The sequence below is a fragment of the Blastococcus sp. SYSU DS0552 genome, from assembly GCF_054050815.1.
The window spans coordinates 127,937-142,264 of sequence record NZ_JBJHAB010000008.1 but is presented as its reverse complement, the minus strand read 5'-3'; the positions used below and the strand labels follow the sequence as shown (position 1 = coordinate 142,264).

Below are 14,328 nucleotides of genomic sequence, written 5' to 3'. Positions count from 1 at the left end.
CCCGGTTCTGCCGACTCAAGCAGTTGCTGGGCCGTCCAGGCTAGATATCGTGCGGGGGATCCGGGGGGAGGGTTCACCCGGACGGGCCATGGCCGACGCACTTGCGCCAGTGTTCGACGAACTTGCGCCGCACGACGTCGTTCGAGTGCCGGGCCCGCACCCGCTCCCAGGCGCGGCGCCCCAGCGACAGGGCGAGCTCCGGGGAATCGGCCATCCGGCGCAGCGCCGCGCCGAGCGCCTCGGAGTCGGCCGGGGGCACGACCATCCCCGTGTCGTCGACCACCTCGGCGATCTGGCCGACGTCGCTGGCGATGACCGGCGTCGCCAGGCTCATCGACTCGAGGATGATCATCGGCATGGCCTCCGCCCGGCTGGGCAGCACGAGCGCGAGCGCCGTCCGCAGCCGGGCGCGCACCTGCTCCGGCGCGACGGGCCCTTCGAACACCACGCCGTCGGGGAGCGGGGCGGGCAGTCGGAACTGGGGCGCGAGGTCGCCGAAGAGGATCAGCTGCTGGCCGTCCAGCCGCGCCTCCGACCACGCGTCGAGGAGGACGTCGGCGCCCTTGCGCTGCCCGACCTCGCCGGCGAAGACGAACCCCGAGCGGCCGTCGGCGACCGGGCTCTCCTCGATGGGCACGGAGTTGGCCACCCGGACGGCGTCGATGCCGAGGGAGCGCACGACCTCGGCCGCCGGATCGGTGAGCACGAACACCATCGCGGGCCAGCGCAGCACCAGCCGGGCCAGCCGGCGGTTGCCCTCGGCGAACGCGACGAACTGCGAGCCGTGCACCAGTGCGGTGCAGCAGATCCCGCGCCGGCGGGCGATGCCGAGCAGCAGCCCCTCGCGGAGGAAGGAGCCGTGCTGGGTCAGGTGGAAGTGCCAGACGTCGGTGGGCTCCGCCCGGCTGAGCAGGACCTTCAACGCCGTCCGGGCGAACGTGGCGAGGGTCCGCCGCCGGTCGCCGTGCCAGTAGGAGGGCCACTCGCGCACGACGAGGTCGTCCCCGCTCCAGGTGTTCATCGTGCGCACAACGGAGGAGACACCGCCGCGCCCCTGCGACGCGTTGCCGATCTGCGTGACGCGCAGCGCGGGCCGCGGGGGGCGGCTCACGCCGACGTGTCCCCGGCTCGGCGGATCACCACGCCGGAGGGGTCGAGGTCCGCGGCGGTCAGCTCCCCGGGCGCCCGCAGCAGGACCAGCCCGCGCCCGGCGAGCTCACGGGCCACCTGCAGCTGGTGGTCGTCGACGTGCTCGCCGCGCTCGGCCAGCCGCGGGACGACGACGGGCCGGACACCGAGCTCGAGGGCGCGCATCAGGGTGCCCACGCCGGCGTGGGTCACGAAGACGTCGCTCTCGGCCACCAGGCGGTCGAAGTCCTCGGCGCGCATCTCCTGGTTCACGTCCCCCGGCAGGTCGTCGCGCGTCGTGGCGCCCAGCTGCCAGGTGACGGTGTCGCCGGGCCGCAACCCGTCCCGCACCGCGTCGACCAGCGCGTCGAAGCGGAACGGCTTGATGGTGCCGAGGCTGACGAAGACGCGGCGTCCCCCGCCGCTGGGGGCGGGGCCGTCGGGAGCGGGGACGGCGGTGTAGTCGTCGAGGAGCGAGGGGCCCAGCTGCCAGCCGGGGCGGTCGGCCCACGTGGCGTGCTGGCAGTAGCGCTGGACCCGTGGCAGCCGCTCGAGGATGCGGCCGGTGGCCGAGGGCCCGTCGAAGCGGGACACGCTCTCGATGTAGACGAACGGGAGGCGCCGCAGCTGCGCGATCGCGTAGGCGGAGAGACCGACCGCGGCACCGGTGCTCAGGACGACGTCGAAGGGCTCCCGGCGGGTCTCCCGGTGCAGCCGGACGGCAGCGCGGACCGCCGGTGCCAGGCCTCGCGGAGGCACGTAGTCGAGGGCGACCACGCGACGCCCGCCGAGCAGCGACCGGCTCTGCTCGGACTCGAACGTGGCGAAGACCGAGTCCGGCCGGAGGGCGAAGCGCTCGGCCCACCGGACGATCTGCGCGAGGTGACCACCGGTCGAGGCGACCAGGAGGGCGCGCTTGCCGCTGAGCGCCGCGGACAGCTCCACCCTCTCACCTGCCGGTTCGGTTCGATCCCGTCGTGGTGGCACTCCCGCAGCGTAATGGGGCGCGGGGACGGAGCCTTTCCCGCGCGCGCCGATTCGCCGGTTGGGGTGGCTGCCGGCAGCGGATGGGGACGGGCTAGGTGACGTTCGCCACGTCCGCGCGCGCCGGTTCGGCACGCCGCCGGTCCGGATGCGCTCCGCCCGGCCGCTCGCCGGCGGCCCCGTCCTCCTCGGCGGACCGTGCACCGAACGATCCCAGCAGGCCGATCAGGACGAACAGGGGGATGTAGGAGGGCGGGGAGACGAACACCGGGTTGCCCGTGGACTCGAGCAGGTACTGGACCAGCCAGGCGATCCCGGTCAGCCCGAGGAACCGCGCCACCGGCTCGGCGTCGCGCGACAGCCGGCTCGCGGTCCGCCACACGGCGACGAGCGCGGCGAGGAACGCCAGCATCCCGAGGAACCCGGACTCCCCCAGCACCGCCGGCCACATGGTGTCGGTGAGGAACATCGCGTTGCCGGTGCGCTCGGACAGCCCCCAGACGTACTGGTAGCCGCGCTCGAGGTAGAGCGGGCTGTAGAACTCCGAGGCCGTGTCCGAGCCGAACCGGCCGAAGCCGGCGCCCAGCGGGAAGTAGTCCTGGGCGACGAAGAAGGAGTCGCGGGTCATCAGCGTGCGCGCCGCGGTGCCCTCGGACTGGTCCACGTAGGTCGCGACGATGCCCTGCAGCGCGTTCAGCAGCGTCGACCAGAAGACGATGACGATGCCGGCGACGACGGTGAGCGCCGCCGGGAAGACGCCGGCGCGGCCGGCCCGGGAGCTCAGCCACAGGAAGCTGCCCATCATCCCCAGCCAGGTCTTGCGCCGGAAGGAGAGGACGGCGACCAGGGCCATGCCGGCCGACAGCAGCCAGGTGAAGCGGGTCGCGCCCATGCTGGTGTTCCAGGCGACGACCCCGAGGAACCCCAGGGCGGCCATGATGCCGAGCGTGCCCGGCTCGACGAACGGCCCGATCAGCGACGGGATGGCCGCGCGGTAGCTGAGCTGGTCGATGTTGCCGACCGTGCTCTGCCAGGTCTGCGGGATGGCGAGGTTGACCAGGCAGCAGGCGATGATGACCAGCAGGACGGCGACGCCGCCCTTGGCCAGGCGGCGCACGTCCGCGCTGGACCAGCGCAGCTGCGCCACGGCCAGCGCGAGCAGGATGCCCTTGCCGGCCAGCGCCGCGCCCGAGGCCAGGACGACGAGCGGCACGTTCGCGACCAGCCCGCTGACCACCCCCAGTACCCCGTAGAGGGCGAACCAGCCCAGCCCCGGGAAGGTCCGGAGCGGCTCTCCGCGGAGCAGCCGGGGCCCGACGCAGACGAGCAGCGTGGCCCCGATCGCCGCCTCGTCGAGGTAGTCCACCTGGGCGATGCCGCTCACCTGGGCGGCCGACTTGTTGAACAGGCTGATCAGGACGGCGGCCGCGACGAAGCGCTTGGGGTGCTGGCAGCCCCACACGAGCACCGGGACGCCGACCACCAGCAGGAGCACCGGGACCGGCTGGTAGGACGCCGCCACGGTGAGCCCGACGACGGCGAGCACGCAGACGAGCAGCGAGCGGGGCACGGTCCTGGTCAGCGCGTCACCCACCCCGACCCCTTCCACGCCACGGGCCGCTCGCTCCGGGCGATACGGTCCCCGCTGGTCCGACGCGAGCGTTCCACGCGTACCGGTGCTCCGACAATGCCACGCCGCCGCGACCCCCCGGCCGGGCGACGCCTGGGTATGGCTGCCGTCACACGGCCGCGGGGTCACCGCCACCTGCACGGTGGATTCTGCCCCTCCCCGTCGCCGTCCGGCTGGCGTTCCGGGTGGTGCGTGGTCGAACATGGCGGAGGCCTGCAACGGACGGACGGGGAACGCCGGGGCCAGACCTGCCCGACCACTCCCCCACTCGGACTACAGGAGCACTGCGTGAAGATCTCGGTCATCGGCTGCGGATACCTGGGCGCGGTGCACGCCGCCTCGATGGCCGAGCTGGGTCACGACGTCGTCGGCATCGACGTGGACCAGGCGAAGATCGACTCGCTGGCCAAGGCCCAGGCGCCCTTCTTCGAGCCGGGCTTCGAGGAGCTGCTCGAGCGCACCCTGGCCACCGGGCGGCTGCGCTTCACCACCGACATGGCCGATGCGGCCGGCTCCGCCGTCCACTTCGTCTGCGTCGGCACCCCGCAGAAGCGCGGCGAGTACGCCGCCGACATGCGCTACGTGCAGGGCGCCGTCGAGTCGCTGCTCGAGGTCCTCTCCCCCGGCGAGCTCGTCGTCGGCAAGTCCACAGTGCCGGTGGGGACGGCGGCCCGGCTGGCCGAGCTGATCGACGAGAAGGTGCCCGGCGCCCTGCTGGCGTGGAACCCCGAGTTCCTGCGCGAGGGCTTCGCCGTCCAGGACACGCTGCACCCCGACCGGCTGGTCTACGGCCTGCCGGCCGGGCCCGACGCCGAGACGGCCCGGAAGCTGCTGGACGAGGTGTACGCCACGATCGTCGCGCGGGGCACGCCCAAGGTGGAGAGCGACTACGCCACCGCCGAGATGGTGAAGACCGCCGCCAACTCGTTCCTGGCCACCAAGATCTCCTTCATCAACGCCATGGCCGAGCTGTGCGAGGCGACCGGCGCCGACGTGAAGCTGCTCGCCGACGCGATCGGCTACGACGACCGGATCGGCCGCAAGTTCCTCAACGCCGGCCTCGGCTTCGGCGGCGGCTGCCTGCCCAAGGACATCCGCGCCTTCATGGCCCGCGCCGGGGAGCTGGGCGCCGACCAGGCGCTGACGTTCCTGCGCGAGGTCGACAACATCAACATGCGCCGGCGCATCCGCATGGTGGAGCTGGCCCGCGAGGTCTGCGACGGTTCGCTGCTGGGCAAGAAGGTCGCCGTCCTGGGTGCGGCGTTCAAGCCCGACAGCGACGACATCCGCGACTCCCCGGCGCTGAACGTCGCCGCCCAGCTGCAGCTGCAGGGCGCCGTCGTCCGGGTGACCGACCCGGCCGCCATCGAGAACAGCCGCCGGCAGTGGCCGCAGCTGGACTACGCGGCCACGCCGGAGGAGGCGGCCGAGGGCGCCGACGCCGTGCTGGTGCTCACCGAGTGGAAGCAGTACCGCGAGCTGGACCCGGTGGCGTTCGGCCGGGTGGTGTCGCAGAAGCGGGTGCTCGACGGCCGCAACGCGCTGAGCCGCAGCGAGTGGACCGCCGCGGGCTGGACCTACCGGGCGCTCGGCCGCCGCGCCGGCTGACCCCGACCCGCCGATCTCGTCTGCCGTGCCGCTGACCCTCCGCGCCGCCCGATGGTGATCCGACGGCTGGGCCGCGCCCTGCGCGGGGGGAAGCTGGTCAGCCGAGGGCTCACCGTCGCCGACCAGGCGATCTCCAGCGCCAGCAACATGCTGCTGTCGGTGGCGATCGCCTCCGGCGTGAGCGCGAGCGTCTTCGGCGAGTTCGCGATCATCTACAGCATCTACTGGCTGCTGCTGGGCGGAACCCGCGCCGCGGTCCTCGACCCGCTGCTCATCACCCAGCGGAACGTGCTCAAGGGCGCGCCGGTGCACCTGGTCGCCGTGGCGTCGGCGGCGGCGGTCGGGGCCATCGGCATCCCGGTCGGCCTGCTCCTGCTGGCCACCCCCCTGGACGTCGCCTGGGTGGTGTTCTTCCTGGGGCTGCCCGCCCTGCTGGTGCAGGACGCGCTCCGCTACGTCGGCTTCTTCGAGCAGCGGCCGGGCCGGGCGGTGCTGCTGGACGGCGTCTGGCTGGTCGTGATGATCGTCGCCACCGTGCTGGCCCTGACCGACGTCATCTCGGGCACCGCCGTCGTCCTGGGCCTGTGGATCCTCGGCGCACTGCTGGCCGACGTGATCGGCCTGGTCGCCTTCCGGCTGCGCCGCGAGCCCCTGCACCTGCGGGCGCGGCTGCGGGCGATGTGGCCGGTGTCCGGCCCGCTGCTCGGCGACTTCGCGCTCTCCTCGGGCTCCGGCCAGCTGACGATCTTCGTGCTGCCGCTGGTGGCGAGCACCGCGCTGCTCGGTTCGCTGAAGGCCGCGCAGGTGGCCAACGGCCCGCTCAACATCACCGTGGCCGCGGCGAGCGTCATCTGCCTGCCGATGGTGGCGAGCGCGGTGGAGTCCGACCGGAACCGGGCACTGCGCATCGGCCGGTTCGCCTCGCTGGCGCTGGCCGGGGTCGCCGTGGTGTACGGCACGGTGCTCGTGCTGCTGCCGCAGGGCGTCGGGCAGGCGCTGTTCGGCGAGTCGTGGGGCTCGGGCTGGCTGGTGGCCGCGGTGAGCGTGCAGATGGTGCTGTTCGGCATCACGCACGGGGCGCTGCTGGCGATGCGCGGTTCGCGCAACACCGGGGCCGCACTGAAGGTGCGGATCGCGGTGGCGCCGATCGCGGTGCTCCTGCCCGTCGCGCTGACCGCCGTCTGGGGCCGCACGGGCCTGATGGCGGGGCTGGTGATCGCCGCCGCGACGATGTCGCTGGTGAGCTGGCTGGTCGCCGTCCGGGTCGTGCCGAGGACCCCGCCGCCGGAGGAGGGCACGGCCGGCGACGAGGCCGTCGAGGTCCTGGAGGACGCCCCGACCGGCAAGAACCCGCTGGGCTCGCCGGCGTCCACGGCGCAGTAGCCGTCAGTCGGCCGCCGCCGCGTCGAGCGCGACGCTCTTCCGCGACTCGCCCCAGCGGGCGTCGGAGAAGTAGAGGGTGTGCTCGCGCCGGGTGTTGCTCGCCGCGTAGATGCCCTGCTTGAAGTAGACGCTCTGCCCCTCGAACAGGGTCGCCGCGACGGCGTTGACCAGCCGCTCGTCGTTGATCCACACCTGCACGCCGCCCTTCTCCGGGTCGGTGGACCACTCGATGCGGACGGTGTGGTCCAGCCACTCGCCCCGCTCCAGCGGGCCGAGGTCGTAGGTGGCGACGTACTGCGCGGACTCGCGGCCCTGCAGCCCGCCGCGCACGGAGAGCCGGATCTCGGGCTGCGGCCCCGGGGTGACCCAGAGGTCGACGTTGGGCGACCCCTCGTTCGCCGTCTGGTGCCACTGGGTGTAGATCAGGAACTCGCCGCCGCCGTCCCACAGGAAGTCCTCGGGGAAGTACGTCGACCACGAGTACCACTGCACGTCGCCCTCCCGGGGAGCACCGGCCTCCTCGATGGTCGAGCGCACCTCCCCGCGGATGGTGGTGTTGACCCCGAAGGTGAAGTCGCCCGGGCGGGCGGAGAAGGCGGCGGAGTACTCGTACCCGGGGCGGACCGGCTCGTCGACGACCCGCACCTGCTCGGGCCGGGCAGCCTGCACCTCGCTCCAGTCGGAGAGGTCGCCGTCGGCGTAGCTCCACACCTGCTCGGGCTCCGCCGGCTGGTCCGACGACGTCGATCCCGAGGTGGCGGAGGACCTCGACCGGGAGGTGGTGAACCGGTCCCCCGTCGTCGGGACCGGATCGAGCTCGGCCCGCGGGATGGCGGTGCTCTCGATCGGGGTCGACGTCGGCTGCGCAGTGGCGTGCGGGGATTCCTCCTGGCCGTCGTCGGAGTCGCCCGAGCCGCAGGCGCTCAGGACCAGCGACGCCGCCACCGCCAGGGCGAGCGGGAGCCGTCGTCGTCCTCGAGTCACTGCGGTTCCCTCTTGGTCCTGGTCTCAGCGCGGTGGGCGGCGCAGCGCCCCGGACGACGGCCTGCTCCCCCGGCACGAGCCCGCACCGGGCAACCACGGGCGGGCCGCCCGAGGCTACTCATCGAGAGCTCGTGACCGCAGGGTCACCGCCACGCACGTGGAAACGAGGTGTTCACGTCCCGTGTTCCCCGATGCGCAGCGGGGACGCCGAGCAGCCCTTATTGTCGGTAGCGATGATCTTCCCCCGGCGTGTCGTGGACGAGCAGCCCGAGGTGCCCGGCGCACCTCGGGTGGGTTAGCGGTGTCGACACCACGCCCCGGCACGACGTCGCGCAGCGCCGCCACGCGGCCGGCGGGCCAGGGGGCGGGTGAGCGGCAGTCGCGCCGCGCGGCGGCGCTGCCGGCGCGTCCGCGGGCGTCGTCGTCCGGCCCCCTTCCGCCGAAGCCGACCGCGCGGCTGGACTCGCTGACCGGCCTGCGGTTCGTCGCGGCGCTGCTGGTCTTCGGCTCGCACCTCATCGCGACGTTCGAGTTCACGCCGGTGGCCGACACGGTCTACCCGTACCTGGAGCCGGGCGCGGCCGGGGTGAGCTTCTTCTTCATCCTCAGCGGGTTCGTTCTCACCTGGACGCACCGCCCCGGTGACCGGGCCGGCCCGTTCTACCGCCGGCGGTTCGCCCGGATCGCACCCGCGTACTGGGTGGCGGTGATCGCGTTCATCCCGCTGAACGCGCTGGCCCGCCCGGAGGAAACCGGGACGCTGCTGCTGCACATGGCGCCGCAGTTCCTCGGCCTGCACGCGTGGATCCCGGACTCCGACTACTACTGGGCCGGGAACGGCGTCACGTGGTCGATCTCCTGCGAGATGTTCTTCTACGCGCTGTTCCCGCTGCTGATCGTGCAGGCGATGCGCCTGTCGCAGCGGGCGCGGTGGTGGGTCGCCGGGGTGCTCTGCGTGCTGGTGATCGTGCCCCCGATCGTGCTGGCGCCGCTCACCCACGGCGAGACGGTGGCCGACTGGGCGATCTTCATCTTCCCGGTGCAGCGGCTGTGGGAGTTCTGCCTCGGCATCCTGATCGCGCTGTGGATCAAGGAGGGCGCCCGCGTCCGCCGCATCGGGCTCGGCGGCTCGCTCGCGCTGGTCGCCGTCGCCTACGTCGTCGCGGCGTTCGCGCCCGCCTACCTGATCTGGGTGGCGATCCCGTTCATCCCGTTCGCGCTCACCATCGCGACGGCCGCGCAGGCTGACCTCGACGGGCGCCGGTCGGTGTTCCGCCACCCGGTGCTGGTGAAGCTCGGCGAGTGGTCGTTCGCCTTCTACCTCACCCACCAGCTCGTGATCCGGGCGGTGGACTACGTGCTCGAGCCCACCACCGTGCCGGGCGCCCTCGGCGCCTCGGTGCTGGCCCTGGTCGGATCCATCGCCAGCGCCTACGTGCTGTTCACCGTCGTCGAGAAGCCGCTGGAGCGGCGACTGCGCGGCGGCACGCTGCCGGTGAGCACCGGCGGCGGAGGCCACGTCCAGAAGCGGTAGCGCGACGCAGGAGCGCTGGGCGCACTCCGCCCGGCACATCCACCAAAGTGGGGGGATGCTGGTGATGCGCAGCTGTGATCCGCCCGGCCGGTATGCAGGCGTACCGTCGGGGTAAGTGATCACGGTCACGGAGCAGGGTAGTTTCCCGCGTATCCGGCGACGAGCCGGCGACACCAAGGAAGAGCCCATGAGCTGGGTGCTGATCCTCATCGCAGTGTGGGTGGCGGCGGGCGTCGCCGTCGCCCTGGTGATCGGGCGCGGGGTCCGCCTGGCCGACGACGAGGTCGCCGTAGCCGCGACTCTGCGTGCCGAGCCGGCCACCGACGAGGCGTGGCCGACCCCGGGCGGGGCCGCGACGCAGGGGGCTCCACGCAGGGCACGCCCATCCGGCCACCCGGCCATCGGGCACTGCATCCCCGCCCCCGAGCGCGCGCCGACCGATCGCGAGCGCGGTCTGGCCTGAGCCTCACCCCCGCGAGGCAGGGCCGGCGCTGCCCCCTCCTATGTCGCCGTACCCTCGGCCGGGTTCGACGGCGACGGGGGGCAGGCGATGCAGAGCGATGACAGCGGCGTGCGCGACAGCGGGCGCACGGGTGACACCTCCCCCCTCCCCCTCGTGACCGCCGACGATCACGCGGACGAGACGGCAGAGGGACGCCCCCGTCGCCGCGGGCTACGGCGGGTGCTGATCAGCCTCGGGATCCTGGCGCTCACGTTGGTGCTGCTGGTCGGAGGCGGCTTCTGGTTCCTCGCCGACCGCTGGGCCGGCAACATCGACCGCGTCTCCGACGTCTTCGCCGACATCGAGGAGGACGCACGTCCCGCGCCGGCCACCCCGGAGCAGAGCGCCGGCGAGGAGCCGGTCACCTTCCTGCTGGTGGGTTCCGACACCCGTAGCGAAGGCGAGCAGGGCGTCGACCCCGGCGGCCGCTCGGACGCGATCATGCTCGCCCGTCTTTCCGCCGACCGGCAGCACGCCCAGCTGATCTCCATCCCCCGCGACTCATGGGTGGAGATCCCCGGCCACGGCATGAACAAGATCAACGCGAGCTACGCCTTCGGTGGCCCCTCGCTGCTGGTGCAAACCGTCGAGCAGCTCACCCAGGTGCGCATCGACCACTACGTCGCCATCGACTTCGAGGGCTTGATCCAGGTGACCGACGACCTCGGCGGCGTGGACGTGGTGGTCGCCGAGACGACGACAAACGGCCCGTACACCTTCACCGAGGGCGTCAACCACCTCGACGGCGACCAGGCCCGCTGGTACCTCGCACAGCGCTACGGCCTGCCCGGCGGGGACTTCGACCGGGTGAAGCGGCAGCAGCAGTACCTGCGGGCCATGTTCGACAAGCTGTTCAGCTCCGAGACCTTCACAAGCCCGCCAAAGCTCGACGCGGCGATGCTCGCCATCACGAGCGCGGTGAGCGTCGACGACACCCTGAGCAACGCCGACCTGGTGAGCCTCGCCTACTCGATGCGCAACGTGACTCCGGGCGACATCGAGTTCTTCACCGCGCCGGTGATGGGCCTCGGCATGGAGGGGGAGGCCAGCGTCGTCTACCTCGACGACGTGACCGCCGGCCGCATGTGGGAGTACCTGCGCAGCGACTCCCTCGGCCAGAACGCCGACGAGTTCGCCGACGAGGCACTGCCCGAGGTCCCGCGCTAGCGGTGCTGCCACCTCAGGGCAGCGCACGGGGCTTGGTCGGCCCCGGTCGCGAAAACAGCTTGCCTGCTGGCCCGCCAGGGGCTGCTGGGCACCCCCGCGGAGGCGTGCGCGTCGCCAACGACAGAACCGGCGCCGAACCCAGCCCTTAGGCCGGGAAACGACTCAGCCCCTCGGCCAGGCCGAGGGGCTGAGTCGCAGCTGCGGACGTACTGGGCGATGATCGCTCGCCGCCCGGCGGCGAGGCCGTCAGTAGGCCCCGGAGCCCCGCACGACGGCGCCGAAGGTCTTCCACAGGATCATCAGGTCGAAGGACAGAGTCCAGTTCTCCACGTACCGCACGTCGATGCGCACCGAATCGTCCCACGACAGGTCCGAACGGCCACTGACCTGCCAGAGCCCGGTGATGCCCGGCTTGACCAGCAGTCGGCGGGCCATGTCGTAGCCGTACTGCTCGACCTCCCGGGTGACGTGCGGCCGGGGGCCGACGAGACTCATGCTGCCGTTCAGGACATTGAACAGCTGGGGCAACTCGTCCAGCGAGTAGCGCCGCATGATGGCGCCCACGGGCGTGACGCGGGGGTCCCGCTTCATCTTGAACTGGACGTCGTTGCCCTCGTTGCTCTCCTCGAACAGGGCATCCACCAGCTTGTCGGCGTCCGGCACCATGCTGCGGAACTTGTAGACCTCGAAGGGCTGGCCGCCCAGGCCGATCCGCTCGTGCTTGTAGAGGACCGGCCCCCGGCTGGTGAGCTTGACGGCAAGCGCGAGAGCGACGAGCACTGGCGAGATGAGCAGGATGCCGACGAGGGCCGCGGAGCGGTCGAAAACGTTCTTGACGATTCTCCGGTGACCGGTGAACTCCGGGCGCTCCACGTGCATGAGAGGCAGGCCAGCGACGGGCCGGATGCGCACGCGGGGCCCGGCGACTTCGGTGACGGCAGGGGCGAGAAGGAGCTCGGCCTGCGTGCTCTCCAGGTCCCACCCGAGCTGCCGAAGGGCCGGCCCGTCGAGCTCGCGGGAGGGCAGGACGGCGACGGTGTCGACCTCGTACCGCCGGACCACGTCAACGACGTCGTCGAGGCCACCGAGCACCGGGAGACCGTCGAAGGTGGACGTTGACGCGTGCCCGTTGGGCACGCAGCACCCGATGACGCGGTAGCCGTGCTCGGTCTGGCGGTTGAACTGTTCGTGCAGGGCCGCCACGCCGCCCCGGTGGCCGACGACAATGGCGGTCTGCTGGAACTTGCCGCCTGCACGCTCCCGGTGCAGCCGCCGACGCTGAACCAGCCTGTGGCCCAGCGTGAGGGCGGTGACAAGAGGCAGCGCCACGATCGCGAAGCCGCGGGCGACCTCGAGGCGGAACGCCCACGAGATGGTGGCGAGGGTGCCGACGATCAGGACGGCCGCGAAGAAGACGCGGCGGAACTCCTCGGCGCCGATCCAGAGAAACCGCTCCTCGTAGGCCCGGGCGACCAGCATTGCGCCGGCCCAGAGAACCGGGACAAGGACGACGGTCCAGAGAGGGCTGCCCGCCGTAGCGAACGTCCCGCTGGCGGGGCCGACCTCGATGACCTGGGCAACGACGGCCGCCACGACCGCGGCGACGACATCGAGGATGACGAGCCGGCGGACGTACTGCGCCCGCCAGGCACGGCGAGCCTCGGTGCCTTCGCCGCGCAGCCGGGCTGCGGGCCATGACGTTCTGCGCCCGCGCTGCTGCGGAATGTGACGAACCACCTCGTCACGAACATCGAGCATGGACAAGCAAACCCCCGTGCGCTCAACCCGGGCATGCGACTGCCCCGGCGTCTGACCCCCGTGTGCGCCAGGAACTTCACTGTTCAACCGGCAGAGGTAACGTACCGAAGAGTCTCGCTGCGCGGAAGGTCAGCGCCGACACATTCCGGCATGTAGCCCATCCGTGCGTACGCCCACGCCCACGCCCTCCCATGCGGCACCCACGCCGCGGAGGGCCCCAGCCGCGGCCACCGGTTCAACGCGCGTGCTTGGGGCTCTCTTCATACGCATATCCGTACCCGTACGCGGAGGCAGCGTCGGCCTTCGGCGGCACAATGTTCAAGATCACCCCAAGGGTGCGGGCCCCGACTTGCTCAAGCGTCGTGGCTGCCTGGTGTAGCTGCTCCCTCCGAGTGTGCCCATACCTGACCGAGATCAGGACTCCGTCCACTATCACTGCAAGACTCGTCGCATCAGCGACCGGGAGGATCGGAGGCGCATCGATTAGCACGAACTCCGACTGCGCCCGTAGCGTTTCGAGCAGCGCGACCATGTGCTTCGACGCGAGCAACTCACTGGGGTTTGGCGGAGTGGGGCCAGAGCCCAGCACGCTCATCCCACTGTCACCGTAAGGCTGCAGTACGTCCACAACATCGGCGGCGCCCGCCAGCACGTTCGTCAGTCCAGCGTCGCCAACCAGTCCAAGATACCCAGACACACGCGGACGCCGAAGATCCCCGTCAACGAGGGTCACCTGACGCCCCGCCTCCGCGAGGGCGAGCGCCAAATTGATCGCAGCCGTCGTCTTGCCCTCGGCAGGCATCGCGCTAGATACCATGATCACCCGGGGTGGATTGTCCACATTGAGGAACTGCAGGTTCGTGCGAAGCTGTCGGTAGTCCTCCACGACCCGCGTGCGCGCGCGCCGGTCGATGACGTGCCGAGCAGCCAAATCCTCGCTGCGGACGATCGCGCCGATGACAGGTGCGCCACTGGCGTTAATCGCCTCCTCCGAGTCCCTGACCGTCCGGTCTACCTCCGCCCGAATGACCACCACAGCTCCACCGGCCAGCAACCCGAATATGGCTGCTAGCAAGACATTCGTCGCGAGGTCAGGAGAGCTAGGCTCGTCCGGCAACTCCGGCTGACTCGTTACGGTTACCTTGACTGGCGACTGTACCGACCCCTCGGGAGTTTCCAGTTCGGTCACGAAGGCTGTGAACTCAACACCAAGGCGATCGGCTATCCGCCGGGCACGAGCGGGGGACTCATCAGTCACCGCCACGTCGAGAAGCACGGTGTCCGTGACCGCCGTCGCAGTTATGCGGGACGTCAACTCCGATGGTGCGATGTCCAAGCCTATGCTCTCTATGACACGCTCAGCCAGCTCTCGTCCGGTCAGTAGACGGGCGTAGGAGGCAACGCGCTGTTGCGAGAACTGGCTCCCTTGGAGCGCCTCCGCCGACGACGCGTCGTCACTCAAGGTGGAGACGAAGAACTGGGTTTCCGCCGTGTACTGGGGATCGAGCGAGGCAGTCACTCCCCATGCGCCGGCAGCAAACACGGCCGCTGCGACGAGCGGGATGAACCAAGCCCTCTTGAGCGCGGCTAGCATACGACGGAGTTCCAACGATATCCCCAAGCACGGCGGCGAACATTACGGACTGATCA

General features: G+C 71.4%; 11 protein-coding genes. 5 read left to right on the top strand and 6 right to left on the bottom strand.

Going from position 1 to position 14,328, the window contains the following annotated elements; genetic code table 11:
- Nucleotides 1-73 precede the first annotated feature (73 nt).
- The 3 genes from ACI8AG_RS10530 to ACI8AG_RS10520 form a co-directional block, all read right to left on the bottom strand.
- On the bottom strand, nucleotides 74-1,111 hold the full coding sequence (locus tag ACI8AG_RS10530; protein ID WP_456596994.1) for a glycosyltransferase family 4 protein: 1,038 nt from the start codon (nucleotides 1,109-1,111) through the stop codon (nucleotides 74-76).
- A complete protein-coding gene (locus tag ACI8AG_RS10525) occupies nucleotides 1,108-2,073 on the bottom strand; it encodes a glycosyltransferase (protein WP_456596993.1) in 966 nt (321 codons plus the stop codon). The genes ACI8AG_RS10530 and ACI8AG_RS10525 overlap by 4 nt, the downstream gene beginning before the upstream one ends.
- A gap of 133 nt (nucleotides 2,074-2,206) precedes the next feature.
- Nucleotides 2,207-3,706 carry an O-antigen ligase family protein gene (locus ACI8AG_RS10520; RefSeq protein WP_456596992.1) on the bottom strand — a complete coding sequence of 500 codons (1,500 nt, stop codon included), beginning with the start codon at nucleotides 3,704-3,706 and terminating at the stop codon, nucleotides 2,207-2,209.
- A 324-nt stretch (nucleotides 3,707-4,030) separates the two neighbouring features.
- Here ACI8AG_RS10520 and ACI8AG_RS10515 point away from each other — a divergent pair, with 324 nt between their 5' ends.
- On the top strand, nucleotides 4,031-5,350 hold the full coding sequence (locus ACI8AG_RS10515; RefSeq protein ID WP_456596991.1) for a UDP-glucose dehydrogenase family protein: 1,320 nt from the start codon (nucleotides 4,031-4,033) through the stop codon (nucleotides 5,348-5,350).
- A gap of 51 nt (nucleotides 5,351-5,401) precedes the next feature.
- Nucleotides 5,402-6,733, top strand: coding sequence for a hypothetical protein (locus ACI8AG_RS10510; RefSeq protein ID WP_456596990.1), 1,332 nt, complete (start codon nucleotides 5,402-5,404; stop codon nucleotides 6,731-6,733).
- Nucleotides 6,734-6,736: 3 nt separating this feature from the next.
- On the opposite strand, the gene ACI8AG_RS10505 is transcribed toward ACI8AG_RS10510, so the two are convergent.
- Nucleotides 6,737-7,717 (bottom strand): heparin lyase I family protein, encoded by a 981-nt coding sequence (locus tag ACI8AG_RS10505; RefSeq protein ID WP_456596989.1) that lies wholly within the window; start codon nucleotides 7,715-7,717, stop codon nucleotides 6,737-6,739.
- Between the two features lie 301 nt (nucleotides 7,718-8,018).
- Here ACI8AG_RS10505 and ACI8AG_RS10500 point away from each other — a divergent pair, with 301 nt between their 5' ends.
- The 3 genes from ACI8AG_RS10500 to ACI8AG_RS10490 all read left to right on the top strand — a co-directional run bounded on the left by ACI8AG_RS10500 (nucleotide 8,019) and on the right by ACI8AG_RS10490 (nucleotide 10,920).
- Nucleotides 8,019-9,251 carry an acyltransferase family protein gene (locus tag ACI8AG_RS10500; protein WP_456596988.1) on the top strand — a complete coding sequence of 411 codons (1,233 nt, stop codon included), beginning with the start codon at nucleotides 8,019-8,021 and terminating at the stop codon, nucleotides 9,249-9,251.
- Nucleotides 9,252-9,438: 187 nt separating this feature from the next.
- Nucleotides 9,439-9,714, top strand: coding sequence for a hypothetical protein (locus ACI8AG_RS10495; protein ID WP_456596987.1), 276 nt, complete (start codon nucleotides 9,439-9,441; stop codon nucleotides 9,712-9,714).
- Nucleotides 9,715-9,867: 153 nt separating this feature from the next.
- Nucleotides 9,868-10,920 carry an LCP family protein gene (locus tag ACI8AG_RS10490; RefSeq protein WP_456596986.1) on the top strand — a complete coding sequence of 351 codons (1,053 nt, stop codon included), beginning with the start codon at nucleotides 9,868-9,870 and terminating at the stop codon, nucleotides 10,918-10,920.
- Between the two features lie 246 nt (nucleotides 10,921-11,166).
- Here the strand turns inward: ACI8AG_RS10490 and ACI8AG_RS10485 are convergent, their stop codons facing one another.
- Nucleotides 11,167-12,678, bottom strand: coding sequence for a sugar transferase (locus tag ACI8AG_RS10485; protein ID WP_456596985.1), 1,512 nt, complete (start codon nucleotides 12,676-12,678; stop codon nucleotides 11,167-11,169).
- A gap of 235 nt (nucleotides 12,679-12,913) precedes the next feature.
- Complete coding sequence (locus tag ACI8AG_RS10480; protein WP_456596984.1) at nucleotides 12,914-14,287, bottom strand: polysaccharide biosynthesis tyrosine autokinase; 1,374 nt, start codon at nucleotides 14,285-14,287, stop codon at nucleotides 12,914-12,916.
- Nucleotides 14,288-14,328: the final 41 nt, after the last annotated feature.

What these genes read in the sequence shown, in the direction of transcription:
- ACI8AG_RS10510 (WP_456596990.1), top strand. Translation starts at nt 5,402, where the DNA reads ATGGTGATCCGACGGCTGGGCCGCGCCCTGCGCGGGGGGAAGCTGGTC.
- ACI8AG_RS10485 (WP_456596985.1), bottom strand. Translation starts at nt 12,678, where the DNA reads ATGCTCGATGTTCGTGACGAGGTGGTTCGTCACATTCCGCAGCAGCGC.
- ACI8AG_RS10495 (WP_456596987.1), top strand. Translation starts at nt 9,439, where the DNA reads ATGAGCTGGGTGCTGATCCTCATCGCAGTGTGGGTGGCGGCGGGCGTC.